Source organism: Haemophilus parainfluenzae (assembly GCF_003252725.1).
Classification (GTDB): domain Bacteria; phylum Pseudomonadota; class Gammaproteobacteria; order Enterobacterales; family Pasteurellaceae; genus Haemophilus_D; species Haemophilus_D parainfluenzae_L.
Map to the genome: position 1 here is coordinate 112,319 of NZ_QEPO01000005.1, position 26,704 is coordinate 139,022.

Genomic DNA, 26,704 nt, shown 5'->3' on the forward strand with positions numbered 1-26,704 from the left:
AAAAAAATGTTAACTAGATCTCATTTTTGAACATTCATCTGAAAATTCTACCCCTTTTTAGGTGGTTTAAGAGGCTAAGATACAACAAGGTTGATTTACCCATCATATTTTCGATATAGTGAGAACTATTATCAACTCAAGACTCAATAACTATGTTCTCATTTTTGCGTTTACTCTTTTTATTTTGTCTGCTGATATTTACGCAAATCACGCAAGCAGAACCCGACTTTAAGATTCCACCTATTCAAGAAAGCATGAAAAAAATGTACCAAATTCAACAAAAAGATTTTACTTTTGAAGGCAAGAATTATCGTTTGTTTATTGCTATTCCACCGAAAACGTCGAAAAAACTGACCGCACTTTATACGCTAGATGGTAACGCTCAATTTCCAATAGCAGTGAATGCTGTCAATCCTAACAAACCTCTCCCCCTTATTGTCGGTATTGGTTATGTATCTGATAAAGCTTACGTCATTGAGGAACGAATGAGAGATTACACTTTTCCAGTAGAAGGCGCTGAATTTGCCAAAGGAGGGAAAGCTGCTGATTTTCTACGTTTTATTCAAGAAGATGTAAAACCTTACATTGAGCAGCATTTCAATATTAATAAGGAAAAACAATATTTCTTTGGCCATTCTTTTGGTGGGTTGTTTGGATTATACGTGCTCTTCCATCAACCAGATTTATTTCAATATTACACCTTGGCAAGCCCTTCTCTTTGGTGGGGAAATGGCTCATTTTTACCTCAAAATAAGCTATGGATTAGCCAAAAACCGTCACATATTCTAATTACATTAGGCTATTATGAAGAACATCCTGAGCAGGATCCGAATATGACTGAAGAACAATTACAGCGTATTAATCAACGGAAACAAATGCGAACAATCAATGCGCATCAATTGGCGAAAATATTGGAAAAACAAGGCAATTCCGTAGAGTTTATTTCCATTCCCAATAAAAATCATGGTGGCTCGATTCCTGACGCTATCAAACATTGCTTGGAACAAGTTCAACAATAAAAGCGTATAAAAAAATCCCCGTTATCATGAACGGGGATTTTTCTTATTGGGCTTGTTTGAGTTTATCAATCGCTTCTTTATTGAAGAAGTAATGTGTGCCACAACATTCACACTGCATATCAATACTGCCTTTATGCTCTTCTAAGATTTCATCAATTTCAGCTTCTGGAATCAGTAATAATGCTGCCCCTGAACGCTCCGGTGAGCAGCCACAGAAGAAAGAAACAGCTTGTGGTTCAAACACTTCCACTACTTCTTCATGATATAAACGATAAAGCAATTCTTCTGCGGGCAATCCAAATAACTCCTCATCTTTTACGGTTGCAGCTAACATAGTTAAATGCTCAAAATCCTCTGGCGTACCTTGGCCATCCGGCATAATTTGTAGCAACATCCCAGCTGCAACGGCTTTACCGTCATATTCACCTGTGCGAATAATAAGTTGGGTTTGTAATTGTTCTGAACGAACAAAATAGTCTTCTAAACATTCCGTAATGGTTGGTTTATCTAAACCAATAACGCCTTGATAACGTTCACCTTCTGTTGGTGCAATCGTAATCACTAATACGCCTTTGCCGATCATATCATGTAGGCTCATACCATCTTGAATATCACCTTGCACACGGGCTAATGCACGAATTTGTTGTTGATCATTACCATTTACTAAAGCTAATTTTAATGGGCCATCACCTTGAATTTGAACAGTAATATTACCGTTAAATTTTAATGTTGCGGTCAACAAATTAGTCGCCACCATCATCTCACCCAATAAGTTTTGTACCGCTTTTGGATAATGATGGGTATTCAAGGTATCCGTAAAAGTTTGGTTTAATCGTACCCATTCACCACGCACAGCACGGTTTTGAAAAAGGTAACGGTAAAGTTTGTCATTGTCTTGAGTGTAATTCATTATTTGTTCCTATTTATTCTTTGAGTAAAAGTGCGGTCAATTTTGAAAATAAATTGTAAACGTTCAAAAAAGATGTCGTTTTGTTACCGCACTTTGTGCCTGTGCAGTATTATGGGGGTGAAAATCAAAATTACAAGCCAAAAAGAAAAGCGGATAGCTTTCACTATCCGCTCGCTTTATAAAATTAAACTGATAAATTACCAGTATGCACGTAAACCGATAACAGTTTTGAAATCACGGCTACGATCAAGTTGTTTGCCTGAGTCTTTATCAAAGGTATTCTCGTATTTAGTACGAGTTGCTTGCCATTCAATGAATGGTTTCACTTTTAACGAACCTTGATTATACACATAGTATTCAGTACCCACTAAGAACTGGCGATCAGTCGCTTTTGAATATGCAGAACCTACAGGTAAAGTTTTCTCAGTTTTGTAAGAATACATTGCATATACATTCCAATCTTCATTTAAACCTTGGCGAATCACTGCAGTTACTTCATTATTTTTCACTTTGTTACCTGCACCATCTTTATTTTTAGTATCTTTGTGAGCTAAGTCTAAACCATAAGTAGTGTGAACAAAGTTATACGCTAAGCCTAAAGCATAAGCATTGCTGTAGTATGCTGTTTTGTTCGCATTTTCAGAAATTTCACGAGTGAAACCTGCTGCGACAGTTACATTTTGGATACTATCAATTTCGTGATTGAAGATAAGACCTGTACCCCAAGTGTTTTTACGGTTATTTTTTAAATCTACGTTTTTGATGTTACGTTTGCTTGAACCGCCGTAGTACGCACCAAATTTCACTTTATTTGAACCGTAGTCACCATTATAAACATATTGTGTTACACGACGAGCTGAAGTCTCTAATAAACCATCAGTCAAGCTGTAAGTATTTGCTAAATCACTTTGTTTTACTTCATCAGTGATAGTTACCATGTTACCGTAAGTTAATTCACCGAATTGTTTATGGCCAAAACCGGCATAAAGTTGGTGAGTATAAACATGGTCAAAATCATGTTGTGAAGGTGCTTCACCACGCATACGCCATTCAGCACGGCCTAAAGCGTAGAAATCTCCACCTAAGCTTTGTTTTAATTTGAAACCGAAACGTGAACCGTTGTTATCAACTGCGTGATTGATGTGCTCTTTAGTTACATCACCATTTACATAGTTGGTTTTGTTAGAGGTGCTTTCCCATTTAACACGTAAAGAACCGTAAAAATCAACATCAGTACCAGTTTGGTCAATGTGGAAGTTATAAGCTTGTGCAGAACCTGCTGCTAATGCCGCTACAGATAAAGCAAGAAGTGTTTTTTTCATAACGCTTTCCCTATTATTTAATGAAGTTTATTAAAAAATTGAACTTTTTGCAGTTTATACAGTACAACCTAAATGGTCAACCCTAAATTTTGCCAACTATCAGAAAATAGGCAATATTTTGACTAAAATCAATCAAGATAAATACATATTTGATTACTTTATCACCTATTTAATTAATAAATTTAGTGTAGAAAACACTTGGTCTGAAGTAATATTTGCCATTGAATTCGCTGTTAAATAATGCTGATTTTGACCATAACAACCAACTAAGGTCGGATCTGTTGCGCCATAAAGTGTAATATTGGGTTTATCCAGTGCGGCAGTCAAATGGGCAAGCCCTGTGTCTACCGATACCACGGCTTTCGCATTGGCAATTTGTTCAGCCAATTCATGCAATGAAAGCTTAGGCAAAACAACTACATGAGATAAGCCGACAGCCAATCGCTCTGCTCTCGCCTTTTCTTTTTCGTTTCCCCAAGGTAAACGAACTTGAACAGAAAGTGCGGTCAGTTTTTCGATTAAATTTCGCCATTCTCGTTCTGGCCAATGCTTCTCATCTCTTGTCGTAGAATGAAAAAAGATCACATAAGGTTCGATAGAATCTGCGAAAATGAAATGTCGAGCAATGTCATAATCCCCTTTTTCTTTCGGTAATGGATAAGATAAGGCTTGCGCAAAAAGTTGACGAATACGTTCTACCGCATGCTGTTGATAAGAAATTGCGTATTTTTTATCGTAGAACAAGGAGGCAATCGGCTCACGGATACTTTTGCGATCATAGCCATGTTTAATGCCATTGGCTAAGCGTGTCGCAAAAAAGGCACTTTTAAAAAGCCCTTGCGCGTCAATCACGGCATCATATTGATTGGCTTGTAATAAAGTGCAGTAAGATTTCCATTCGTTTTTTGTTTGAGCTGAAAAAGGCGATTTTCGCCAGCGTCTTAAGGCAATTGGAATGATTTGATTCACTGCAGAATGCCAACGTGGGATTTCTGCAAAATTCTCTTCCACCACCCAATCAATAGAGAGATTAGGAATAGCACGCTGTGCATCAGTCAATGCTGGCAAAGTATGAATTACATCCCCCATAGAGGAAGTCTTAATCACACATACTTTCATTTAATTAACCTTCTTCCCCAGTGCATAATACCGAGACCTGACACAGCTAAAATACCACCAATAATTAAGGAGGAATCCACTTGTTCATTCAACCAAACGGCTGAAAATAAAATCCCTAATATCGGCACAAGAATAATATAAGCCGAGGCATTGCCTGCCCCTAAGTGTTTCACCCCATCAAAATACCATGCATAGGCTAATACTGTGGCACCAAATGCAAGACCAAGCAAACTTATCCACTCACCTTGTGATAAATTCATCACTGTCATCCAATCGTCCGAGCTTTCCACGCATAGCGCACTCATAAATAACAATAAAAAACCAAAAATGGAAGATAATGTGGTTGCGGTGAGCGAATCAATGCCTGCGAGTACTTTTCTCGCCAGTAAGGTATAAGCAACCCAACAAATTAGTGCCCCAATTAATAATATTTGCCCCAACCCAAAGGAATCCATCATTTGTAAAAAATTCCCTTTTGTGAGAGCCAATAATGTTCCGCTCATGGCAATAACCATTCCAAGTATTACCCAACGATTCCATTTTTCTTTAAATAAAAAAATCGCCAAAAGCGTGGTAAATACAGGGTTTGTCGCCACAATAACAGCCGCTTGTCCCGCTGGAAGATATTTCAGCCCCCAGATAAAAAATGTGGAATAAGCGAAGACACCAAAAAAGGCAGTCACAAACAACCCCATCCACTGATTAGCTTTTAGTTGTTTAGCATATTTGAAGCGATTCACCGCATATAGCCAAATAATGAGTGGAATAATGGCGAAAAAAAAGCGCATGCTTGAAGCAACAAATGTCGGCATAGCTTGGGCAACTACTCGTCCCCAAGGCCAAGAGGCGCCCCATAAAATCACCATTCCAATTAATTGTAAATGTATGCGGAGAGGGTTCATTTTGCTAATAATGCCTCTAATTTTTCTAATGCCATTTCAGGTGTAATATCAATCAAACTTTGATGATACCCTTCCGAGCTATCTGCACTTTTACGCACCTTAATTAAATCGCCTTCAATTAAACGAATAATCACGGCTTTATCTGATAATGGTGGCGTATAAGTTGGACTCGTTGGGCCGTAAAGTGCAACCAATGGACGATCTGTCGCAGCGGCAATATGCATTAAGCCGCTATCATTGCTCACCACTGCCGTACAGTTAGCAATTAAATCTACTGCTTGATTCAGGTTAGTTTGTCCCGCTAAATTTAAACAAAATGATTGTAGCTCGGCTGGTAATGCATTGCGAATTTGCTCCCCAGCTTCTACATCTTTTGGTGAACCAAATAATTCTACTGCGTAGCCTTTTTCAATCAGCATTTCTGCTAATTTAGCATAATGATAATGCGGCCAACGTTTAGCTGGACCAAATTCAGCTCCAGGACAGAAACCAATAATCGGACGTTCGCCTAAAAGTACGGTCTGTTTTTCAAAGTTTTTAAAGGTTTCCGCCTGTCGAGTAGGATCAACGGTTAAATAAGGTTTTATAACAGGAATATCTGCCGCTTTTGGCACCGAATTTTGCTCAAAAGCTAACGCCACATAACGTTGCACCATCATTGGGTAATCTCGTTTGTTATTGCGTAAATCGTTAAGCAATAAATAACGGCTTTCCCCTTTCCAGCCACGACGTACCGCAATTTTTGCAAAAGCGGGGATGAAAGCAGACTTCAAGGAGTTTGGTAACACAATCGCCATATCATATTGATTGCGTAATGCCTTACCTAAACGATAACGTTCACACAAGGCAAATTTGCCGTGTCCGAGCGGCATTTCAATAGCATGACGCACTTCTGGCATACGGGCTAAAAGCGGTTTACACCAATTGGGCGCCATTACATCAATTTGGCAATGGGGATATTGCTGTTTGAGTTGTTGATACAAACTGTGCGACATCATCATATCGCCGACCCAAGACGGGCCGATAATTAAAATATTCATGTTTGACCTTATAAATATAATTTATTGCGTTATGTCATAATAATAGTCACTTTAATTACATTGTCTAAATTCTTTTGGCGTTAAGCCTAACTCTTTTTTAAACACAGAATAAAAATATTGAATGGAAGGATAGCCACAAATTTCTGATATTTCTTGAATAGAAATATCTGTTTGTTGTAATAAATTTTTTGCACGAGAAAATTTTTCCTCATGAATCACTTGGTGGATAGTTTTATTCATTTCATTCTTAAAACGTTGTTCAAGATTGGAACGTGAAGTTTCTAAATGGTCTAATACTTGTTCGACTTTAATCCCTTGGCAAGCTCGATGACGAATATAATGAATAGCTTGCATGACTAAAGGATCTCTTAAAGAACGATAATCTGTAGAGTTTCTCGCATGAACCGCAGTTGGAGGGATCAAAATCGGGATATGTGAAACTTTATGGCCATTTAATAACCGATACAATAGTTTGGCTGCTTGATAGCCGATATCCCTCGCCCCTTGTTCTACCGAAGAAAGAGAAACTCTCGATAAATATTGAATTAATTCTTCATTATCAATACCTATTACACAAAGCTCTTCTGGCACTGCGATCTTGCTATATTCACAAGCTTGTAATAGATGGCGCGCTCTTGCATCGGTTACTGCAATAATCCCTGTATGAATCGGTAGAGTTTTCAGCCATTTAATCAGATTTCGTTGCTCCTCTAACCAGTTTGAGGCGTTAGTTTGGGCACCTTCATAAAGGTAAAGCGGATAATGATTTTTCTCCATTAATGCGATAAACTCACTTTTTCGCTCTTTTGACCAGTGTTTTTCACAATCCATTTGCATACCATAAAAAGCAAAGTGTGAAAGACCCTTTTCTTGAAGATGAGAAAAGGCCATATCAACTAATGCTGTATTATCAGTTGCAACGTAGGGAAAATGTGGATAAAAATCAGACCGTTGATAAGAACTACCAACAGCGATTGTCGGAATTTGAGAGTTTTGTAAGAATTCGGCAGTTTTGGGATCGTCAAAATCGGCAATGATACCATCAATAGAAAGTTCTTTAATAATGTCTGCATGATATACAAATTCATCCTCCACAAAAATATCCCAAGTACATTGTGAAGCCTGAATATATTGTCCAATACCTTCCACAACCTGACGATCATATACTTTATTGGCATTAAATAAGAGAGCGATTTTATAATATTGTTCAGCCATAGATCCATTCCATTGATTTGGTCTTGGAAAATATAGCGGAAAATTAGGCTTTATAAAAGTATGTATAATAAAAATCGCCATTTTTCGATGGCGATTCAGAACTAATTAATATCACATTTTTTTCTTACTACTAGTATCAATCCAGACTGCAAGTAATAAGATTGTTCCTTTGACTATATATTGCCAGAAGGTTGGAACATCAAGCATACTCATACCATTATCAAGTGAGGCTATAATTAGAGCCCCAATCACAACTCCCCAAATACTACCAACACCACCAGCTAAACTAGCACCTCCAATTACACAGGCCGCAATCGCATCTAATTCTGCATTTTGACCAGCAGATGGTGACCCTGCTCCAAGTCGAGCACTAAGAATTAAACCCGCAATTGCAACTAGTATACCATTCATAGCAAAGATGGTAAGTTTTGTTTTTTCTACATTAATGCCTGATAATTTTGCAGCATCGATATTGCCACCAATAGCATAGACATGACGGCCAAATGATGTTTTACGAGATAAAAACACTCCAAATACTGCAAGAATTGCCAGTACCAATACAGGGAATGGAATACCACGGTAATCATTAAGTAAATACACAGCCCCCAATACAACAACTGCAAATAAGGCATATTTTGTAAAATATTTTGACAATTCAGGCACTTCAAGTTGAAATTGTTGACGGCTTTTACGTTGATAATATCCCCAAATTATAAAACTAATCACTGCAATACTACCAAGAATGAATCCAGTTACATCAGATAAATAACCTTGTCCAATAACTGACATTGAGCTACTGATTGGAGATACTGTTGTACCATTTGTTAAACCAATAAGAATCCCACGAAAAGCAAGATAACCAGCAAGAGTAACAATGAAAGATGGTACTTTGCGGTAAGCAACCCACCACCCATTCCATAAGCCAAAGAGTAATCCAAGTGCTAGCGTTGCTACAATGGTGACAGGTAATGGCAATCCCCACCACACATCTGATATAGCTGCAAAACCACCTAGTAATCCCATCAATGACCCTACGGATAAGTCAATTTCAGCAGAAATAATGACAAATACCATGCCAATAGCAAGAATGCCAGTAATTGAAGTTTGACGCAATAAGTTAGAAATATTTCGTGCACTTAAATAAGCACCATCTGTTGCCACGGTAAAAAATACCATAATAACAGCAATAGCAATTAGCATAATATAAACTTGTAGATTCACGGATTTTAACTTAAACATAGATTACTCCTTAAGTGCAGTTTCCATTACTTGTTCCTGTGTGAGTCCATTATTAATAAGATTAGCTTTAAGTTTACCTTGGTGCATAACAAGAACTCGGTCACTAATACCAAGCACCTCTGGTAACTCAGATGAAATCACAATAATTCCAATACCTTCTTGAGCGAGCTGATTAATTAATTTATAAATTTCATATTTTGCTCCTACATCAATACCACGGGTCGGTTCATCTAAAATTAAAATTTTGGGATTGAGTAGTAAACATTTTGCTAAAATTGCCTTTTGTTGATTACCTCCGCTTAAGCGACCAATAGCTAAATTTGGAGAGGAGGTTTTCACTTTAAGCTGCTTAATCGCTGAAGCGATTACTTGTTCTTCTTTCGCCTCATTAAGCACCATTTTTCCAAAACAATATTCTTTTAGAGAAGAAAGAGTAATATTTTTGCCCACCTCCATAATCGAAACTATGCCATGTTTCTTACGGTCCTCAGGTACCATTACAATTTTATGTCTAATTGCTTGTGCGCAATTTTTTATGTCGACCTGTTCTTCATTAATGAAAATTTTACCTTCATGCTTTCCTTGGTAAGAACCAAACAAACATTGCACCATTTCTGTTCGTCCTGAACCAACTAAACCTGCAACACCTAAAATCTCACCAGCATGAAGACTAAAAGTGACATCGTTTACACGCTTAATATGTGTATTAATTGGATGCCAAGCAGAAAGATTTTCAACTCGCAAAATTTCCTCTTTAATTTCATGTAATTCATGAGGATAAAGTGAAGTAATTTCGCGACCAACCATCATGGTAATAATGTCGTCCTCAGTCATTGTAGAAGAAACTTTTGTACCAATATGTTCGCCATCTCGAATGACACAAATCTTGTCGGAGATTTCTTTGACTTCATTAAGTTTATGAGAAATATAGATACAGGCGATATTATGAGTTTTGAGTTCCTTGACCAAATTTAATAAGATGGCAGTTTCTTTTTCAGTAAGCGAAGCTGTAGGTTCATCAAGAATAAGCAAGCGAACTTGCTTGTTCAATGCTTTTGCAATTTCTACTAATTGCTGTTGCCCAAGCCCTAACTCACCGACCTGGGTATTAGGGTCAATATTTAATTGAACCTGTTGCAATAACGTTTTACAACGTATATACATTTCATTGTCTAATGTTAAACCTTTATAAGTCATTTCATTACCTAAAAAGATATTTTCAAGCACTGACATATTTTTTACTAGGGTAAGCTCTTGGTGAATAATGGAAATACCCTTTTGTTCTGTATCTTTAATATTTTTAGCCTTTAATTCACTATCTGAAAAATAAATATTCCCGCTATAATCCCCATAAGGATAAATACCACAAAGGACTTTCATTAGCGTTGATTTTCCTGAACCATTTTCTCCACATAAAGATAAAATCTCACCAGCTTCTAATTCAATTGAAATGTTACTAAGTGCAGTCACATCACCAAATTTCTTTGTGATGTTTTTCATTTCTAGCAATGCCATACCATACTCCCTAAAAAACAAGGGGAGGAAGAAACTCCCCCCCTTTGAGATTATTGATAAATACTTTCTTTAGTATGAAAACCATCTTTAATGATAGTTTCATCTATGTTGCTTTTATCAATAGCAATAGGGTCAAGCAAATATGAAGGTACATTTTTCAATCCATTATTGAGTTCTGCATTAGACTGAATATTTTCTGCTTTACCCAATTTCACCGCAATTTCTGCTGCTTTATCTGCAAGTTTTGTGATTGGTTTATAAACAGTCATAGTTTGCGAACCATTCACAATACGCTTAATTGCTGCTAAATCAGCGTCTTGACCAGAAATAGCCACTTTACCAGATAAGCCTTGAGCGCTTAATGCTTGAATTGCCCCTCCAGCGGTAGCATCGTTTGATGCTACTACTACATCAATATTATTTTTATTTGCAGTAAGGGCATTTTCCATAATTTGCAATGCTTTCTCAGCTAACCAAGAATCAACCCATTGATCCCCTACAACTTTAATCTTTCCACTTTTGATTAATGGTTCTAAGACTTTCATTTGTCCTTTTCTAAATAACTTCGCATTGTTATCTACAGGGGACCCCCCCATTAAGAAATAATTACCTTCAGGTTTTACAGCAACCACACTTTTTGCTTGCAACTCCCCAACCTTTTCATTATCAAATGAAACATAAAAATCTAAATCTGCATTGTTAATTAAACGGTCATACGCAAGAACTTTAATCCCTTCTTTTTTAGCCTCTGAAATAACGTTACTTAATACCTCACCGTTATGTGGAATAATGACTAATACATCAATATCTTTATTAATCATATTTTCAATCTGAGAGATTTGTGCTGAGTCATCACCATTTGCAGACTGAACAAATACTTTTGCCCCCATTGTTTCTGCTTTTTTTACGAAAATATCTCGGTCTTTTTGCCATCTCTCTAAACGTAAGTCATCAATAGATAGACCTATTTTAAGATCTTTTGAATATGCTGAACTACTAAATACCGTTAATACAGCTGCGAGTGTGAGTAAAGCTGATTTGATTTTCATACTGATACCTCAATAGTTAAGTAAGTAGAGTGTAGAGCTATAGCTCTGCTTTTTAGTTTTCCTACTTTAGTAAATGCTTTCAATTATAAAATCTTTTACTATTATTACGTTTTTTCACAATTGTGATCTCTACCACAATTACAAATTATCGCTATTGAAAAACGAAATAACGTAATTGATGAAACAGATTTTTTTCTCAAAAATGCAACAAATTCATTATCAGAGAGGAAAATCTTATGAAAACCTACTTCGACAAAATTGAAAAAGTAAAATTTGAAGGACCACAATCTACAAATCCTTTTGCCTTTAAACACTATGATGCGAATCAAGTTATTTTAGGTAAAACTATGGCTGAACATTTACGTTTAGCTGTGTGCTATTGGCATACATTTTGCTGGAATGGAAATGATATGTTTGGACAAGGGTCACTTAATCGCAGTTGGCAAAAAAATTCAAATACTCTTGTGGCAGCTGAGCAAAAAGCAGATATTGCATTTGAATTTTTAAGTAAATTAGGTGTGCCGTATTACTGTTTCCATGATGTGGATGTTGCACCGGAGGGCAATTCGGTTCAGGAATATGTACATAATTTTAATCATATTGTTGATATTTTAGAACGCAAACAAGCTGAAACAGGAGTGAAACTTTTATGGGGTACAGCAAATTGTTTTACTAATCCACGTTATATGTCTGGAGCCTCTACAAACCCAAACCCTGAGGTATTTGCTTGGGCTGCGACACAAGTCTTTAATGCAATGAATGCAACTCAACGTCTTGGTGGAGAAAACTATGTTTTGTGGGGTGGTAGAGAAGGATATGAAACCTTGCTTAATACAGATCTTAAGCGTGAGCGCGAACAAATTGGTCGTTTTATGCAAATGGTTGTGGAACATAAACATAAAATTGGATTTAAAGGTACATTGTTAATTGAACCAAAACCACAAGAACCAACAAAACACCAATATGATTATGACGTATCGACTGTATATGGTTTCTTAAAACAATTTGGTTTAGAAAAAGAAATTAAGGTGAATATTGAAGCGAATCATGCCACTTTAGCTGGTCATACGTTTCAACATGAGGTCGCAACAGCGTTTGCATTAGATATTTTTGGTTCAATTGATGCTAACCGGGGAGATCCGCAATTAGGTTGGGATACTGATCAATTCCCAAATAGCGTGGAAGAAAATACTCTAGTTATGTATGAGATTTTAAGACACGGAGGATTTACCACAGGTGGTTTTAATTTCGATGCAAAAATCCGTCGTCAAAGCATCGATCCTTACGATTTATTCTATGGACATATAGGAGCAATTGATGTATTGGCTCTATCCTTAAAACGCGCGGCACAAATGTTACAAAATGCGACATTACAAAAAATTGTAGATAAACGTTATTCTGGTTGGGATTGTGAGCTTGGTCAACAAATCTTACAAGGCAAAACCTCACTTGAAGGACTTGCACTACTTGTCCAACAAAAAGGATTAGATCCTAAACCGATTTCAGGCCAACAAGAATATTTGGAAAATTTAGTAAATCAAGCTATTTATGCTTAAACTTAATGTAAAAGTGCGGCCATTTTTTACCGCATTTTTTATTTCTTAGGAGGCATTTATGTATATCGGTATTGATTGTGGCACGCAAGGCACAAAAGCAATAGTTGTAGATTTTTCCCAGAGAAAAGTAATTGGCATAGGTTATGCAAAACATGATTTAATTGAGCAATCCAATGGTAGACGAGAGCAACATCCTAACTGGTGGATTGAGGCATTAAAACATGCATTGGAGATCGCGTTAAGACAAGCGAAAAGCTCACTTCACTTTTCTCCTAATTTAGTCAAAGGTATTGGGATTTCAGGTCAACAGCATGGATTGGTAATATTAGATAAATATGATCAACCTTTATATAATGCTAAATTGTGGTGTGATACAGAAACTACTGACGAAAATGATGAGTTAATAGAAAAACTAGGAGGACAAAAGGCAGCATTTGAAAAGCTTGGAATAATGTGCCAAACAGGTTATACCGCATCGAAATTAATGTGGTTTCGTAAACATTACCCAGAACAATTTACCCAAATTAAAAAAGTTATGTTGCCTCATGATTATCTTAATTATTGGCTTACAGGTAATTTTTGTACAGAATTCGGCGATGCTTCTGGTACAGGGTATTTTGATATTATAAATCGTAAATGGAGTAATGAGGTATTTTCCAAAATTGCACCAGAATTAGTAATGAATGATGTACTACCAACCTTACTTTCAGCAGAAAAAAAATTAGGAGTACTTAAGCCTGAGATTGCTGCGTTATTTGGGTTTAATAAGAACGTAACCGTCTCTACTGGAGGTGGGGATAATATGATGGGTGCCATCGGTACGGGCAATATTCATGAAGGCATTGCCACAATGAGTCTAGGTACTTCGGGTACGTTATATGCTTCTACAAATCGTTTTTTATCAAATTTACCTCCGATGATTGCAAATTTTTGTTCGAGTAGCAATGGGTGGCTTCCATTAATTTGTGTAATGAATATGACATCATCAAATAAACAATTAATGAACTTATTCCAGATAGATATCAATGAATTTAATCTCCTTGCTCAACAATCCACGATTGGCGCAAATGGCATTACTGTTTTGCCATTCTTTAATGGAGAACGTGTACCACCGTTGCCTAATGCTAAAGCCAGTATTCTAGGCTTAGACTCAAGTAATTTTACACGAGAAAATCTTTGTCGTGCGATGATGGAAAGTACAACCTTCACTTTGCGCTACGGTTTAGATCTTTTCCGTCAAGCTGGGCTAAATACTTCTCAAATTCGTTTAATTGGTGGTGGTTCAAAAAGTACATTATGGAGACAAATGATATCAGATGTGATGAATGCAGAGGTCGTTTGTCTGCAAGAAGATGAAGCTGCTGCATTAGGAGCTGCTATTCAAGCAATGTGGGCAAATGGTGAGGGAAAATTAAAATCTTTATGTGAAGAGTTTATTCATTTAGATGAAAATTCAAGAACTTATCCAAATCAACTAAGAGTAGCGAGCTATCAAGAAATATATAATCGATATATAAAAACTCTAGAAATGATACATTAAAAAAGAAAATGCCCTTATACTAGGGCATTTTGTATATATAAATATTATTTTCTATTTAACCACGCCATATACTCAGCCACACCTTCCGCGACAGTTTTAAATGGTTTGTCGTAACCAGTTGCGCGCAGTTTCGTTAAATCTGCTTGCGTATATTCTTGATAGCGAGATTTCAAATGCTCTGGGAATGGAATGGTTTCCACTGCGCCTTTGCCGTGGAATTTAATTACTGCTTTTGCTACCTCTGCAAAAGACTCTGCATTTCCGGTACCACAGTTGAAGATACCAGAAATGCCATTTTGCCAGCACCAAATGTTGACTTGTGCCACATCGCCTACATAAACAAAATCACGGCGGAAGTGTTCACTGCCAGCAAATAATTTTGGATTTTCACCTTTCAGGATTTGGTTATTTAAGTGGAATGCCACACTCGCCATTGAACCTTTATGGCCTTCACGTGGACCATACACATTGAAATAACGGAAACCACATACCGGTGATTGCGCTTCAGGTAAAATCGCACGCACATATTGGTCGAATAAGAATTTAGAATAACCATACACATTCAATGGGCCTTCAAATTCACGCTCTTCACGGAATTCAGTTTTGTCGCCATAAGTTGCCGCACTTGATGCATATAAGAACGGAATTTGACGATCTAAACAGTAATGCAATAACTCTTTAGAATATTCATAGTTATTGTGCATGATGTATTTGCCGTCCCATTCAGTGGTCGCTGAGCAAGCACCTTCATGGAATACTGCATCGATATCACCTAAATCATCACCTGCAATAATTGACGCAATGAAGTCTTCTTTATCGCAGTAATCTGCGATATCAAGATCCACTAAGTTAATGAATTTAGTCCCGTCTTTTAAGTTATCCACCACTAAAATATCTTTGCGTCCCATATCGTTTAATGCTTTAACGATATTACTGCCGATAAAACCGGCGCCACCTGTTACGATAATCATAATTCTGTCCTCTATTCTGTCCTCTTTAAAATAAGTCTGTGTATTGTAATAGATTTTGTACCGCTTAGCCAAAAAACTCTGTGAAAAACAACCGCACTTTTAAGCCCCAGTAACTTGTCCAGCCCGTTGTGGCCAAATCCATTTTTCCTTTATTTAAAATAATAATTGTTGGTGTCACATTCACCTGCCATTGATCCGCAATCTTGCCTTGAGGATCATTCACCGTTGTAAACTGATAGTGATGCGTTTGTAAATAATCTTCCACTTCCTTATTTGTCCCCGAACGCAGCGCAACAGAGACTACCGGATAGCCCTCTTCTGAAAGTGAATTAATTGCTGGAGAAGTATAACGACAATAACCACACCAACTTCCCCAGAAGTAAATGATCGTCGGCTTAGCTTGATCTAATTGGGGTAAAAAGAAGGCATTCCCCTGTAAATCATAAAGTGCAGTCGCATTGATTTCAGGTGGAATATTGGGTTTACGAATAAAATCGAGAATACTGCTTACGATAATCAACGTCAGCAGGAGCGAAATCGCATTTTTTAATAATGTTTTAAGTTTCACAATAAAATTTCATGATCTAGGATAAATGGATTGTAATCGATCAGAAAAGTGCGGTCAAAATTACAGATATTTTGCTATGATAACCACATCATTTTATAAGGAGAAAAAATATGGATAGTAAACAATTAGCACAATATATTGACCACACTGCCCTTACAGCTGAAAAAACAGAGCAGGATATTCTTAAGCTCTGCGATGAAGCCATTCAATACGGCTTTTATTCAGTCTGTATTAATTCAGGTTATATTCCTTTAGCCAAAGAAAAACTCGCTGGCTCAGATGTAAAAATTTGTACGGTAGTCGGTTTCCCACTTGGTGCCAACTTATCCTCTGTCAAAGCGTTTGAAACCCAAGAAGCCATCAAAGCTGGTGCGGGTGAAATCGATATGGTGATTAATGTTGGCTTAATTAAATCCAATAAATGGGATGCCGTAAAAGACGATATTCAAGCTGTATTAACGGCTTGTCATGGCGTGCCACTTAAAGTGATTTTAGAAACGTGCTTACTCACCAAAGAAGAAATCGTAAAAGCCTGTGAAATCTGTAAAGCATTAGGTGTAGCATTCGTTAAAACCTCAACGGGTTTCAATAAAGGCGGCGCAACCGTAGAAGATGTGGCATTAATGAAGAAAACGGTAGGCAACATTGGCGTGAAAGCCTCTGGCGGTATTCGTGATACTCAAACCGCACTAGCGATGATTAAAGCGGGAGCTACTCGAATTGGCGCAAGCGCAGGCATTGCGATTGTAACGGGTGTTTCTGGTAATACCTCAAGCAATTACTAATCGATAATAAAAAAGGAGATTGAAGTGTGTGCTTCAATCTCCTTTTTAATCATCAAAGACTCAATTAAGCTTTAATTTGTCCTTTCAAGAAATCTAACAACTGCTCTTTTGCAATCATTTGTTTTTCACCAGTGCGGCGATTTTTGTATTCGATTTCGCCGTTTGCGAGATTTTTCTCACCAATCACTACCATGTGTGGCACGCCGATAAGTTCCATATCTGCAAACATCACACCTGGGCGTTCTTTACGATCATCAAAGATCACTTCTACACCTTGTGCTTGTAAAGTGCGGTACAATTCTTCGGCATATTCTTGAACGCTTTCAGATTTATGCATATTCATAGGCACGACAGCTACGGTGAATGGCGCAATTTCATCTGTTGGCCATATAATACCGCGATCATCAAAATGTTGTTCAATCGCCGCAGCCACCACACGCGTTACACCAATACCGTAACATCCCATGGTTACGACCATTGGACGACCATCTTCACCTTGAACAGTCGCATTCATCGCTTCTGAGTATTTTTTACCTAATTGGAAAATATGACCTACTTCGATACCACGTTTAATCAATAAGGTACCTTTACCATCTGGGCTTGGGTCACCTTCAACTACGTTACGAATATCGGCTACTTTTGGTAAAGCTACATCACGTTCCCAGTTGATATTGAAGTAATGTTTACCATCAATATTTGCACCTGCACTGAAATCAGACACTAACGCCACTGAACGGTCAATAATCACTGGAATATTAAGATTAACAGGGCCTAATGAACCGACACCCGCCCCAATTTTTGCTTTGATAACAGCTTCGTCTGCAAATTCAAATGGTGAAGCCACTTCTGGTAATTTTTCGGCTTTGATTTCGTTTAATTCATGGTCACCACGAATCACTAATGCCACTAACGGTTGCTCTTCGCTTGCCCCTTTTACGATTAAGGTTTTAACCGTTTTCTCAATTGGCAAATTAAATTGTTCCACCAACTCTGCAATTGTTTTTGCATTTGGTGTATCAACTAATTCCATCGCTTTCGCTGGTGCTGCACGCTCACCAATCGCCACCGCTTCGGCTAATTCAATGTTTGCTGCGTAATCAGATTCCGTAGAGAAAATCACATCATCTTCGCCACTGTTTGCTAGCACTTGGAATTCATGTGATGCACTACCACCGATAGAACCGGTATCCGCTTGTACCGCACGGAAGTCTAAACCTAAGCGATTGAAAATATTGCTATAAGTTTGGTACATCACATCATAAGTTTGTTGCAAGCTCGCATGATCCGCATGGAAAGAATACGCATCTTTCATGATAAATTCACGCGAACGCATGACACCGAAACGAGGACGCACTTCATCACGGAATTTGGTTTGAATTTGGTATAAGTTAATCGGAAGTTGTTTGTATGATGACACTTCACGACGAACTAAATCCGTAATCACTTCTTCATGTGTTGGACCTAATACAAAGTTACGGTTTCCGCGATCCACAAAACGTAGTAATTCTGGGCCATATTGTTCCCAACGACCTGACTCTTCCCATAATTCTGCTGGTTGCACGACTGGCATTTTGATTTCAAGTGCACCACTTTTATCCATTTCTTCACGAATGATTTTTTCTACTTTACGAAGCACACGCCAGCCAGTTGGCATCCAGTTATAAAGACCTGAAGCAAGAGGACGAATCATCCCCGCACGAAGCATTAATTGATGGCTCACAATGGCCGCTTCAGCTGGGGTTTCTTTTAATGTTGAGAATAAATATTGACTTGTACGCATTGAATTAACCTTAGATTCTAAGCATTGAGAAAAAATTGGTGAGAGTATAACAAAAAGTGCGGTCATTTTTAACCGCACTTTTTTCAGAGAAAAGATTATCTTCTCGGTAAGTATCTAACTGGATCGACAGATTTACCTTTATAACGGATCTCGAAGTGAAGTTTCACAGCATTGGTTCCTGTGCTACCCATTTTCGCAATTTCTTGACCCGCTTTCACTTCTTGTTGATCGCTCACAAGGATTTTGTCGTTGTGTGCATAAGCACTTAAGAAATCATCATTATGTTTGATGATGATTAAGTTTCCGTAGCCACGTAATGCGTTACCCGCATAAACAACACGACCGCTCGCTGCAGCTTTAACCGCTTGTCCACGAGAACCACTGATATCAATCCCTTTGTTACCACCATCCGAGTTAGAGAAACCTTGGATCACGTTGCCTTGTGTTGGCCATTGCCATGCCACATTCGATGCCACTGGTGCTACAACGTTTGCATTAACTGGAGTATTGTTTGTGGTTTCCACTTGAGTTGTCGTTGTCACCGGTGTGCTAGGTGTATTGTTGGTAAACGCTGGTGTTGATGCGCCACCTGTTGCAACACCTGATCTAATTGGACCAATTACCGTACCATCAGAACCAATTTGAGTACCGTTTGCACCTGGTGTATAAGTCACTTCTGGTTCAGCAGGGACTGCCGGTGCAGCTGGTGCTGTAGTTTTCACTGGTACAGTCGTGGTAACCGTTTTAGTTGAACAATTTGAAATTTTTAACGTTTGGCCCACACTTAAGCTATAAGGCTCTTTCATATTATTCATGCTTGCCAAATCTTTCACGTCCATACCCGTCAAGTAAGCGATTAGGAACATGGTATCGCCTTTGTTTACTTTATAGGTATTTCCTTTGTATGAACCTTTTTGAATTTGGCTGTAATCCGGTGCATTAGTATTTGGATTACGCGGCACGTTGATTGCGCCAGAGCTGGTGCAATCAGAAACCGTTTTAGTTACCGTTTTAGTTTGCGGTTGAACTGGTGCCGGAGCAGGCGTTGGTTTAGGTTGTGCTGCAGCAGGTTGTTGAACCGGTTGATAAGTCGGTTGGAAACTTGGTTGTGGTGTTTGAGTTCCCGTTGGCACGCTATTGCCCATGGTATTTGGCATCGTATTTTGTTGGATTTCTGGCTGCCATGTACCGCTCGAATTATTATCAACAGGTTGCATTACCCCCGGAGAAAGTGTGCCATCTACATTTTCAATTGGCGCAGGGCTATTTGAACTACAAGCCGTTAAAATAGCGATACTCACAGGGAGCAATAAAAACGATTTTTTCATTTATTCTTCCTTTAACATTAAATTTATTTCATTTGATTTAGCATCGAATTTTTTTCAATTTCCGGCATAAAGCTACCACCGGCAACCGCTCCCGTTCCTTCTACGGGTTGCATAATACCATTAGGTAATGCATCGGGATCTTGTTTTTGTGGTTCTCCTGTACAAGCTGAGATCAGCAATGCACTCGAAATAATTAAGAGTAATTTATTCATAAAAAAGGTCATCCTGTTATTTTAAAATAAGATAAGCAATCACAGCCAGAGCAACCACACTCCAACCAATGATTTCAATGGATTTACGTAATTTCGCGGCGAATTTTTCTCCGCCCCATGCAGCGAGTTTTGCCACTAAAATAAAACGAGCAAAACGCGACACAAATGCAGTAATCACAAAGGGGATAAACGCCATTTGCATCACGCCCGCGCAAATGGTGAAAACTTTGTAAGGAATCGGGCTAAAACCAGCGACAAATACCACTAAAATGCCCCATTCTTTAAACCACGCCATAGCCTGTTCCCAAGCAGCTTGGTAGCCCCATTGTTGAATATAACCTTGAACCCAATCAAAGGCATAATAGCCGATAGCATAACCAATCATTCCCCCCACTACAGAAGCGACCGCTGTATAAAGCGCAAAACGAAACGCACTTTTCGGTTTTGACATTGACATTGGAATCAACATCACATCGGGTGGAATTGGAAAGAAAATGGCCTCAATAAAACTCACAAAGGATAGCCAAAACACGGCAAAGCGATGTTTTGACCATTGCATTGTTTTATCATACATCGCACCAAAAATATTCATTCACTTATCCTTTATTGCTTCAATAGGGAAAATTCGTTTCAAAACGGCACATTATTCACTTTCCAGCCAATCTTGTAAAGCAGCAATTGACTGATGAGCCGTAAGATCCGCTTGAATTGGCGTAATGGCGACATAACCATTTTTTACCGCATGGAAATCTGTACCTTCACCATCATATTCTGGCAAGCCTGATGGTCCAATCCAATAAATATTTTCGCCACGAGGATCTTCTTGTTTAATTACTTCCGCAGCGGATGAGCGATAGCCTAAATGACAGACTTTAATGCCTTTGAGTTCTTCATAAGGCAAATCTGGCACATTGATATTGATCACTTCGCGTTTATTCAATAATTGAGGATGTAATTTGGGAATCAAATCACACACCACGCGAGCCGCTGTTTCATAATGCAGACGACCATCTAAAGAAACTGCAATGGCTGGCAATCCCAAATGGCGACCTTCTAATGCAGCAGCCAAGGTACCTGAATACAATGTATCATCACCCATGTTACAACCTGCATTAATGCCAGATACTACGAGATCGACTTGCCCAGATAAAAAACCGTTTAATGCCAAATGCACACAATCAGCCGGCGTGCCATTTACGCAATAATCACCACTGTCTAAATGACGCGGGCGAAGCGGTTCAACAAGTGTTAATGAACTTGATGCCGCGCTACGATTACGATCGGGCGCAACAATTACCACATCGGCAATTTTTCGTAATTCTTTTGCTAAAACTTGAATCCCTTCGGCGTGAAAACCGTCATCATTGCTGACTAAAATTCGCATTATTCTTCTTCCTTAATATTCACTAACTCTCGCACCAATGCAGTCGCATAACTCCCTGCCGGCAAATAAAATGAGAGCTTTAATCCTTCTTCAACAAACGTCCAATGGAAATCTTTTGCCTGCATCAATAAAGGGCGGCGTGCAGCTTTCATTCTTTCTTGTTTCATTAATTCTTGGAAAACCTGATGTTCTAAAACCACCTGATTTTCGACCGCACTTGCAGATAAATTTTCTTCGCCAATTAAAGGCGCGGTCAGCAAAATATCTTGTTCGTTCAAACGTTGCTGTAAAACCGCTAAATCTTCATTTTCATCAGCCTTAAACCAACTATGCGATCCGTTTAATTGCACAATATCGTCTCTTAGAACCTGATCTGCCACATTTTGTTCAATTCGTTCTGCTACAACTAAATTAAAAATTTCGCTACGAGCCGCTGAAAGGTAAAAACTGCGTTTTTTACGATCTTTAACCTTAATCTCCCCTTTCGCCCAACGAATCGCTTGAGTCAGATTATGGCCATCACGCCCAAAACGTTGTTCGGTAAAGTAGTTAGGGAAACCGTATTTCGCCACAAAATTTAAGCGCTCATTTAATTCATCACTTTCTTTTGCGCCACGCAATAAAATCTCAAAAGCATTTCCTTGAAGACTGCCCGTGCGAATTTTACGATTGTGGCGAGTCACTTCTAAAATCTCGACACCTTCCAATTGAAATTGGCTAAAATCTGGCGTTTCTTTACCTGGCATTTGCAAACAAAACCATTGTTCTGTAATACCATGGCGATCTTTCAAACCGGCATACCCCATATTTCGATCAGAGATACCCGCAAACTTCGCGAGTTTTTCGCCCACAAACAACGTATTACAATCTGTTTTACGGATTTTTACCGCCACAAATTCGCCTTCGCCTGACATTTCATAGCCAAGATCTTCTTTAACGATAAAATCAGCAAATTCTTGCTTTAAAAGTGCGGTTGTTTTTGGCGGTGTTTTTAAGGTGAAATAAGGGAGATGTTTGACCATTTTTTCGTTCTAAAATAAGAAAGCCCAACTTTTTTCGCTGCAATAAATAGCGTGATCAGCTGGGCATGTTAAGCACAATTTATTCGCGCAGAATTTTAACCTTTCCGCCCCCTCAAGGCAAACTGAAATGAGAATAAATTTTTAGCGACATTTTCATCTTTATCCCCTACAATGACCGCACTTTTTCTGACAAAAGGAATGCCTTATGACGAACTTTAACGAACTTCAAGAAGAAACCCGTGAAATCATTACGGACTTATTAAATGATGGCAGCGATCCGGATGCCCTTTATATTATCGAACATCACATCGCCCATTATGATTTTGATACCTTAGAAAAAATTGCCGTGGATGCTTTCAAAGCGGGCTATGAAGTGTCAGAAGCAGAAGAATTTGAAGATGAAAATGACAAGGTCATTTTCTGTTTTGACATCATCAGTGAAGTGGAATTAAAGCCTGAAATTATTGATGCACAACAAAAAGAAATTTTACCATTAGTCGAAAAATACAAAGGCATTTATGATGGCTGGGGCACGTATTTTGAAGATCCGAATGCAGAGGACGATGAATACGACGATGAATACGGCGATGACGGCGAATTTTTTGACGATGAAGATGTCGAAGACGACAACGAACGTTTACATTAATAATAACAAGGGCGTGTTAAACCGCCCTTAATTTTTACCTTACCCAAATAGGAATGAAACAATGAAACTCAAAGCGCTTTCTTTAGCATTACTTGCCTTGCCTATCGCTTCTTTTGCTGCAGAACCTGTATCTCATCAGCCAACTGATGTCAGCTTTAGTGTTGAAGCTGAAAGAGAGGTAGAACGTGATTTATTGCAAGTCTCCCTTTTTTACCAAGCGGAAGGCAATGATTTATCCGCACTCAATAAAATTATGGCAGAAAAAATGAATAAAGCCATTGAATTGGCAAAAGCACAAAGTGCGGTTGAAATTAAAGATAATTCTCGTAATACCTGGATTCGCTATGATAATAAAGGCAAACAACAAGGCTGGATTGCGCGTGCAGAATTAACCTTAGAAAGTAAAGATTCTCAAGTGTTATCAACATTAGTACATGAATTAGATGGCGTATTAGCCATTGATCGCGTAAGCGCGTCTGTTTCACGTGAGAAATTAAATAGCTTAGAAAAAGAATTAACCAAAGAAGCTTTAGCGAAAGTTAAAGATAAAGCCCTCTTAATTCAAGAATCTTTGCAGATGAAAGGTTATCACACACAAAGCCTTGACGTGTCTTCTGCCAATGATTCAGCGAATGATTTCCGCCCTTATGCCGCAAGGGCAATGATGGCAAAAAGTTTCTCTTACTCGGATGAAAAAGATGAAACTTACACTCAAAGTGGCAAAGAGAAAATTAAAGTCAGTGTGAATGCGCGAATTGCATTGCTTAAAGAATAATTTTCTATACAATGAATGACGATTTTTTTAATAAGGAAAACAATATGAAAGTAGCAAAAAATACGGTTGTGAGTATCGCTTACCAAGTACGTACTCAAGACGGTGTATTAGTTGATGAAGCACCAGCAAATCAACCATTAGAATATTTACAAGGCCACAATAACTTAATCATTGGTCTTGAAAATGCCTTAGAAGGTAAAGAAGTTGGCGACAAATTTGAAGTTCGTGTTCAACCAGAAGAAGGCTACGGCGAATACAATGAAAACATGGTTCAACGTGTACCAAAAGAAGTATTCCAAGGCGTTGATGAAGTAGTTGTTGGTATGCGTTTCTTAGCTGACACGGATATCGGCCCTGTTCCTGTTGTGATCACGGAAGTGGATGGCGATGAAGTAGTGGTTGATGGTAACCATATGTTAGCGGGTCAAGAATTACACTTCACTGTTGAAGTTGTTGGTACTCGTGAAGCAACACTAGAAGAAATTGCTCACGGTCACGTACATGGTGCACACGATCACCACCATCATCACGATGATGAAGATGGTCATGGTTGTGGTTGCGGTGGTCATGGTCATCACCACCATGATCACGATCATGGACACGGCGGTTGCTGTGGCGGTGGTCATAAACACGATCATGATCACGGACACGGTCATGGCGGCTGTGGTTGCAGCGGTCACTAATCTTAATCTAGAGATAAAACTAGAGACAAAAAAAGTGCGGTTAAAAATAACCGCACTTTTTCTTTATCTAAACTTTCATTACAGAATGAATCGACTTAAATCTTCATTTTCAATCACTTCGCCTAAAGCATCAATCACATAAGCGGCATCGATATTCACGGTTTGACCATCCATTTCACTCGCATCAAATGAGATTTTATCCATTAAACGTTCCATAACGGTATGTAAACGTCTTGCACCGATATTCTCCGTTTTCTCATTCACACGGAAAGCGGCTTCGGCAATTTTCTTGATTGCATCTTGTGTAAACTCAATGCTCACGCCTTCTGTCGCCATAAGCGCTTTATATTGCTCTGTTAAAGACGCATTTGGCTCAGTTAGAATACGCTCAAAGTCTTCTGCCGTTAATGCAGACAATTCAACACGAATCGGCAAACGACCTTGCAATTCAGGGATTAAATCTGATGGACGCGCCACTTGGAATGCCCCTGAAGCAATAAAGAGAATATGATCAGTTTTCACCATACCGTGTTTAGTATTAACCGTCGAACCTTCCACTAATGGCAATAAGTCTCGTTGCACGCCTTCACGAGAGACATCGGCACCACTGTATTCGCCTTTTTTACAGATCTTATCGATCTCATCAATAAACACGATACCATTTTGCTCAACCGCATCAATGGCTTTTTGTTTTAATTCTTCTGGGTTAATCAATTTTGCCGCTTCATCATCAATTAAGGTTTTTAATGCATCCTTAATTTTCATTTTGCGTTTTTTGGTTTTATCCGAACCCAGGCTTTGGAACATGGATTGCAACTGATTAGTCATTTCTTCCATACCTGGAGGTGCCATGATTTCCACACCCATTGACACGCCCGCTGACACATCAATTTCGATTTCTTTATCGTCTAATTGACCTTCACGTAATTTTTTACGGAACGCTTGGCGAGTACTGCTATTAGTATCGTGGTTTTCCACTTCACCCCATTGATTTTTTGGTGATGGTAGTAATGCATCTAAAATACGATCTTCCGCCGCATCTTCTGCTTTCGCACGATTTTTCGCAATTTCTTGTTGGCGAACTAATTTCATCGCACTGTCCGTTAAATCACGGATAATGGAATCTACTTCTTTCCCCACATAGCCCACTTCGGTGAACTTGGTTGCTTCCACTTTAATGAAAGGTGCATTGGCTAATTTTGCAAGACGACGCGCAATCTCGGTTTTACCCACACCTGTTGGTCCAATCATTAAAATATTTTTAGGGGTAACTTCATGGCGAAGTGGCTCTTGCAACTGCATTCTTCTCCAACGGTTACGCAACGCGATCGCAACCGCTCTTTTCGCCTCTTTTTGGCCGATAATATGTTGATCTAATTCGGAAACAATTTCACGAGGGGTCATTTCAGACATAATTTTTCCTTATTTATTCGGTAATTCTTCGATAGTGAAATTCGTATTGGTGAACACGCAAATATCACCCGCAATTTTTAAAGATTTTTCTACAATTTCACGAGCTGATAAATCGGTATTTTCTACCAACGCACGAGCTGCCGATAATGCATAATTACCGCCTGAACCAATGGCTAAAATCTGATCGGCTTCTGGCTGCACCACATCACCAATACCGGTAATGATTAAACTTTCTTTTTCATCCGCCACAATCAGCATCGCTTCTAACTTGCGCAACGCACGATCGGTTCGCCAATCTTTGGCTAATTCCACCGCAGCTTTTAACAAATGTCCTTGATGCATTTCTAATTTACGCTCAAATAATTCAAATAAGGTGAACGCATCGGCTGTACCACCTGCGAAACCGGCTAAAACTTTGCCATTATATAAACGGCGCACTTTACGGGCATTCCCTTTCATCACTGTGTTGCCTAATGAAACCTGTCCATCGCCCCCAACAACCACTTGGCCATTACGACGTACGCTTACAATTGTTGTCATTCTTTTAATCCTTCTTTTAAGAAAAGTTACTCGTTATATGGCGATGTTGCCGTTCGCGAATTTTGAGAAACGTAACCGCTAAATGTGAGAAATTTAAAACAATTCAAGTTTCTCATCTTTAGCGGTTAAAATCCACGAATTTTGAGAAATAAAAACGCCCTTTAAATCATC

Annotated in this window: 26 protein-coding genes; 7 read left to right on the forward strand and 19 right to left on the reverse strand. The window is 38.6% G+C overall.

All coding sequences use genetic code 11. The features are described from left to right. Positions 1 to 152: 152 nt before the first annotated feature. Entirely contained in the window at positions 153 to 1,019 is an 867-nt protein-coding gene (locus tag DPV85_RS07295) for an alpha/beta hydrolase (protein ID WP_431830607.1), read from the forward strand. A gap of 43 nt (positions 1,020 to 1,062) precedes the next feature. Here the strand turns inward: DPV85_RS07295 and hslO are convergent, their stop codons facing one another. The 9 genes from hslO to xylF form a co-directional block, all read right to left on the reverse strand. Beyond that, positions 1,063 to 1,929, reverse strand: coding sequence for an Hsp33 family molecular chaperone HslO (gene hslO, locus DPV85_RS07300; RefSeq protein ID WP_111327558.1), 867 nt, complete (start codon positions 1,927 to 1,929; stop codon positions 1,063 to 1,065). Between the two features lie 197 nt (positions 1,930 to 2,126). Continuing rightward, a complete protein-coding gene (locus DPV85_RS07305; RefSeq protein WP_070867708.1) occupies positions 2,127 to 3,251 on the reverse strand; it encodes a porin in 1,125 nt (374 codons plus the stop codon). Between the two features lie 165 nt (positions 3,252 to 3,416). Beyond that, complete coding sequence (rfaC, locus tag DPV85_RS07310; RefSeq protein ID WP_111327559.1) at positions 3,417 to 4,370, reverse strand: lipopolysaccharide heptosyltransferase RfaC; 954 nt, start codon at positions 4,368 to 4,370, stop codon at positions 3,417 to 3,419. Beyond that, the gene (locus tag DPV85_RS07315; RefSeq protein WP_111327560.1) at positions 4,367 to 5,272 is read right to left on the reverse strand and encodes a DMT family transporter; all 906 of its coding nucleotides are present in this window, start codon (positions 5,270 to 5,272) and stop codon (positions 4,367 to 4,369) included. The genes rfaC and DPV85_RS07315 overlap by 4 nt, the downstream gene beginning before the upstream one ends. Next, on the reverse strand, positions 5,269 to 6,312 hold the full coding sequence (waaF, locus tag DPV85_RS07320) for a lipopolysaccharide heptosyltransferase II (protein WP_111327561.1): 1,044 nt from the start codon (positions 6,310 to 6,312) through the stop codon (positions 5,269 to 5,271). The genes DPV85_RS07315 and waaF overlap by 4 nt, the downstream gene beginning before the upstream one ends. Before the next feature lie 51 nt (positions 6,313 to 6,363). Beyond that, positions 6,364 to 7,527: a XylR family transcriptional regulator gene (locus DPV85_RS07325; RefSeq protein WP_111327562.1), complete on the reverse strand. Its 1,164-nt coding sequence runs from the start codon at positions 7,525 to 7,527 to the stop codon at positions 6,364 to 6,366. Positions 7,528 to 7,638: 111 nt separating this feature from the next. Next, entirely contained in the window at positions 7,639 to 8,766 is a 1,128-nt protein-coding gene (locus DPV85_RS07330; protein WP_111327563.1) for a sugar ABC transporter permease, read from the reverse strand. A 3-nt stretch (positions 8,767 to 8,769) separates the two neighbouring features. Next, a complete protein-coding gene (gene xylG, locus DPV85_RS07335; RefSeq protein ID WP_111327564.1) occupies positions 8,770 to 10,281 on the reverse strand; it encodes a D-xylose ABC transporter ATP-binding protein in 1,512 nt (503 codons plus the stop codon). A gap of 50 nt (positions 10,282 to 10,331) precedes the next feature. Next, entirely contained in the window at positions 10,332 to 11,330 is a 999-nt protein-coding gene (xylF, locus tag DPV85_RS07340; protein WP_111327565.1) for a D-xylose ABC transporter substrate-binding protein, read from the reverse strand. Positions 11,331 to 11,566: 236 nt separating this feature from the next. Between xylF and xylA the strand changes: the two genes are divergently transcribed. Both xylA and xylB read left to right on the forward strand, forming a co-directional pair. Next, the gene (gene xylA, locus DPV85_RS07345) at positions 11,567 to 12,886 is read left to right on the forward strand and encodes a xylose isomerase (RefSeq protein WP_111327566.1); all 1,320 of its coding nucleotides are present in this window, start codon (positions 11,567 to 11,569) and stop codon (positions 12,884 to 12,886) included. Between the two features lie 58 nt (positions 12,887 to 12,944). Then, the gene (gene xylB / locus DPV85_RS07350; protein WP_111327567.1) at positions 12,945 to 14,426 is read left to right on the forward strand and encodes a xylulokinase; all 1,482 of its coding nucleotides are present in this window, start codon (positions 12,945 to 12,947) and stop codon (positions 14,424 to 14,426) included. Positions 14,427 to 14,470: 44 nt separating this feature from the next. Here xylB and rfaD read toward each other — a convergent pair whose 3' ends face one another. Together rfaD and DPV85_RS07360 are read right to left on the reverse strand one after the other, a co-directional pair. Then, entirely contained in the window at positions 14,471 to 15,397 is a 927-nt protein-coding gene (gene rfaD / locus DPV85_RS07355; protein WP_111327568.1) for an ADP-glyceromanno-heptose 6-epimerase, read from the reverse strand. Positions 15,398 to 15,461: 64 nt separating this feature from the next. After that, complete coding sequence (locus DPV85_RS07360; protein WP_070582795.1) at positions 15,462 to 15,965, reverse strand: protein disulfide oxidoreductase; 504 nt, start codon at positions 15,963 to 15,965, stop codon at positions 15,462 to 15,464. Between the two features lie 110 nt (positions 15,966 to 16,075). Between DPV85_RS07360 and deoC the strand changes: the two genes are divergently transcribed. Beyond that, positions 16,076 to 16,750, forward strand: coding sequence for a deoxyribose-phosphate aldolase (gene deoC, locus DPV85_RS07365; RefSeq protein WP_070582797.1), 675 nt, complete (start codon positions 16,076 to 16,078; stop codon positions 16,748 to 16,750). 64 nt (positions 16,751 to 16,814) lie between these two features. Here the strand turns inward: deoC and proS are convergent, their stop codons facing one another. From proS to truD, 6 genes are all read right to left on the reverse strand, one after another. Next, a complete protein-coding gene (gene proS / locus DPV85_RS07370; RefSeq protein ID WP_111327569.1) occupies positions 16,815 to 18,530 on the reverse strand; it encodes a proline--tRNA ligase in 1,716 nt (571 codons plus the stop codon). Between the two features lie 95 nt (positions 18,531 to 18,625). Further along, positions 18,626 to 19,858 (reverse strand): murein hydrolase activator NlpD, encoded by a 1,233-nt coding sequence (gene nlpD, locus DPV85_RS07375; protein WP_070592693.1) that lies wholly within the window; start codon positions 19,856 to 19,858, stop codon positions 18,626 to 18,628. A 23-nt stretch (positions 19,859 to 19,881) separates the two neighbouring features. Then, complete coding sequence (locus DPV85_RS07380) at positions 19,882 to 20,070, reverse strand: hypothetical protein (RefSeq protein WP_111327570.1); 189 nt, start codon at positions 20,068 to 20,070, stop codon at positions 19,882 to 19,884. A gap of 16 nt (positions 20,071 to 20,086) precedes the next feature. Beyond that, on the reverse strand, positions 20,087 to 20,662 hold the full coding sequence (locus DPV85_RS07385; RefSeq protein WP_070592694.1) for a YqaA family protein: 576 nt from the start codon (positions 20,660 to 20,662) through the stop codon (positions 20,087 to 20,089). Positions 20,663 to 20,713: 51 nt separating this feature from the next. Next, positions 20,714 to 21,454: a 5'/3'-nucleotidase SurE gene (gene surE, locus DPV85_RS07390; RefSeq protein WP_111327571.1), complete on the reverse strand. Its 741-nt coding sequence runs from the start codon at positions 21,452 to 21,454 to the stop codon at positions 20,714 to 20,716. Next, positions 21,454 to 22,476, reverse strand: coding sequence for a tRNA pseudouridine(13) synthase TruD (gene truD, locus DPV85_RS07395; protein WP_111327572.1), 1,023 nt, complete (start codon positions 22,474 to 22,476; stop codon positions 21,454 to 21,456). The genes surE and truD overlap by 1 nt, the downstream gene beginning before the upstream one ends. A 205-nt stretch (positions 22,477 to 22,681) precedes the next feature. Here truD and rraB point away from each other — a divergent pair, with 205 nt between their 5' ends. The 3 genes from rraB (at position 22,682) to slyD (ending at position 24,580) form a co-directional block, all read left to right on the forward strand. Further along, a complete protein-coding gene (rraB, locus tag DPV85_RS07400; protein WP_111327573.1) occupies positions 22,682 to 23,122 on the forward strand; it encodes a ribonuclease E inhibitor RraB in 441 nt (146 codons plus the stop codon). 61 nt (positions 23,123 to 23,183) lie between these two features. Next, positions 23,184 to 23,897: an SIMPL domain-containing protein gene (locus tag DPV85_RS07405; RefSeq protein WP_111327574.1), complete on the forward strand. Its 714-nt coding sequence runs from the start codon at positions 23,184 to 23,186 to the stop codon at positions 23,895 to 23,897. Positions 23,898 to 23,941: 44 nt separating this feature from the next. Continuing rightward, a complete protein-coding gene (slyD, locus tag DPV85_RS07410; RefSeq protein WP_111327575.1) occupies positions 23,942 to 24,580 on the forward strand; it encodes a peptidylprolyl isomerase in 639 nt (212 codons plus the stop codon). A 78-nt stretch (positions 24,581 to 24,658) separates the two neighbouring features. Here the strand turns inward: slyD and hslU are convergent, their stop codons facing one another. Then, positions 24,659 to 25,993, reverse strand: coding sequence for an ATP-dependent protease ATPase subunit HslU (gene hslU, locus DPV85_RS07415; RefSeq protein ID WP_111327576.1), 1,335 nt, complete (start codon positions 25,991 to 25,993; stop codon positions 24,659 to 24,661). Between the two features lie 9 nt (positions 25,994 to 26,002). Beyond that, entirely contained in the window at positions 26,003 to 26,533 is a 531-nt protein-coding gene (gene hslV, locus DPV85_RS07420; protein WP_005695137.1) for an ATP-dependent protease subunit HslV, read from the reverse strand. Positions 26,534 to 26,704: the final 171 nt, after the last annotated feature.

Coding starts and splice junctions, on each gene's coding strand:
- DPV85_RS07295 (WP_431830607.1), top strand. CDS start 153: ATGTTCTCATTTTTGCGTTTACTCTTTTTATTTTGTCTGCTGATATTT.
- hslO (WP_111327558.1), bottom strand. CDS start 1,929: ATGAATTACACTCAAGACAATGACAAACTTTACCGTTACCTTTTTCAA.
- DPV85_RS07305 (WP_070867708.1), bottom strand. CDS start 3,251: ATGAAAAAAACACTTCTTGCTTTATCTGTAGCGGCATTAGCAGCAGGT.
- rfaC (WP_111327559.1), bottom strand. CDS start 4,370: ATGAAAGTATGTGTGATTAAGACTTCCTCTATGGGGGATGTAATTCAT.
- DPV85_RS07315 (WP_111327560.1), bottom strand. CDS start 5,272: ATGAACCCTCTCCGCATACATTTACAATTAATTGGAATGGTGATTTTA.
- waaF (WP_111327561.1), bottom strand. CDS start 6,312: ATGAATATTTTAATTATCGGCCCGTCTTGGGTCGGCGATATGATGATG.
- DPV85_RS07325 (WP_111327562.1), bottom strand. CDS start 7,527: ATGGCTGAACAATATTATAAAATCGCTCTCTTATTTAATGCCAATAAA.
- DPV85_RS07330 (WP_111327563.1), bottom strand. CDS start 8,766: ATGTTTAAGTTAAAATCCGTGAATCTACAAGTTTATATTATGCTAATT.
- xylG (WP_111327564.1), bottom strand. CDS start 10,281: ATGGCATTGCTAGAAATGAAAAACATCACAAAGAAATTTGGTGATGTG.
- xylF (WP_111327565.1), bottom strand. CDS start 11,330: ATGAAAATCAAATCAGCTTTACTCACACTCGCAGCTGTATTAACGGTA.
- xylA (WP_111327566.1), top strand. CDS start 11,567: ATGAAAACCTACTTCGACAAAATTGAAAAAGTAAAATTTGAAGGACCA.
- xylB (WP_111327567.1), top strand. CDS start 12,945: ATGTATATCGGTATTGATTGTGGCACGCAAGGCACAAAAGCAATAGTT.
- rfaD (WP_111327568.1), bottom strand. CDS start 15,397: ATGATTATCGTAACAGGTGGCGCCGGTTTTATCGGCAGTAATATCGTT.
- deoC (WP_070582797.1), top strand. CDS start 16,076: ATGGATAGTAAACAATTAGCACAATATATTGACCACACTGCCCTTACA.
- proS (WP_111327569.1), bottom strand. CDS start 18,530: ATGCGTACAAGTCAATATTTATTCTCAACATTAAAAGAAACCCCAGCT.
- nlpD (WP_070592693.1), bottom strand. CDS start 19,858: ATGAAAAAATCGTTTTTATTGCTCCCTGTGAGTATCGCTATTTTAACG.
- DPV85_RS07380 (WP_111327570.1), bottom strand. CDS start 20,070: ATGAATAAATTACTCTTAATTATTTCGAGTGCATTGCTGATCTCAGCT.
- DPV85_RS07385 (WP_070592694.1), bottom strand. CDS start 20,662: ATGAATATTTTTGGTGCGATGTATGATAAAACAATGCAATGGTCAAAA.
- surE (WP_111327571.1), bottom strand. CDS start 21,454: ATGCGAATTTTAGTCAGCAATGATGACGGTTTTCACGCCGAAGGGATT.
- truD (WP_111327572.1), bottom strand. CDS start 22,476: ATGGTCAAACATCTCCCTTATTTCACCTTAAAAACACCGCCAAAAACA.
- rraB (WP_111327573.1), top strand. CDS start 22,682: ATGACGAACTTTAACGAACTTCAAGAAGAAACCCGTGAAATCATTACG.
- DPV85_RS07405 (WP_111327574.1), top strand. CDS start 23,184: ATGAAACTCAAAGCGCTTTCTTTAGCATTACTTGCCTTGCCTATCGCT.
- slyD (WP_111327575.1), top strand. CDS start 23,942: ATGAAAGTAGCAAAAAATACGGTTGTGAGTATCGCTTACCAAGTACGT.
- hslU (WP_111327576.1), bottom strand. CDS start 25,993: ATGTCTGAAATGACCCCTCGTGAAATTGTTTCCGAATTAGATCAACAT.
- hslV (WP_005695137.1), bottom strand. CDS start 26,533: ATGACAACAATTGTAAGCGTACGTCGTAATGGCCAAGTGGTTGTTGGG.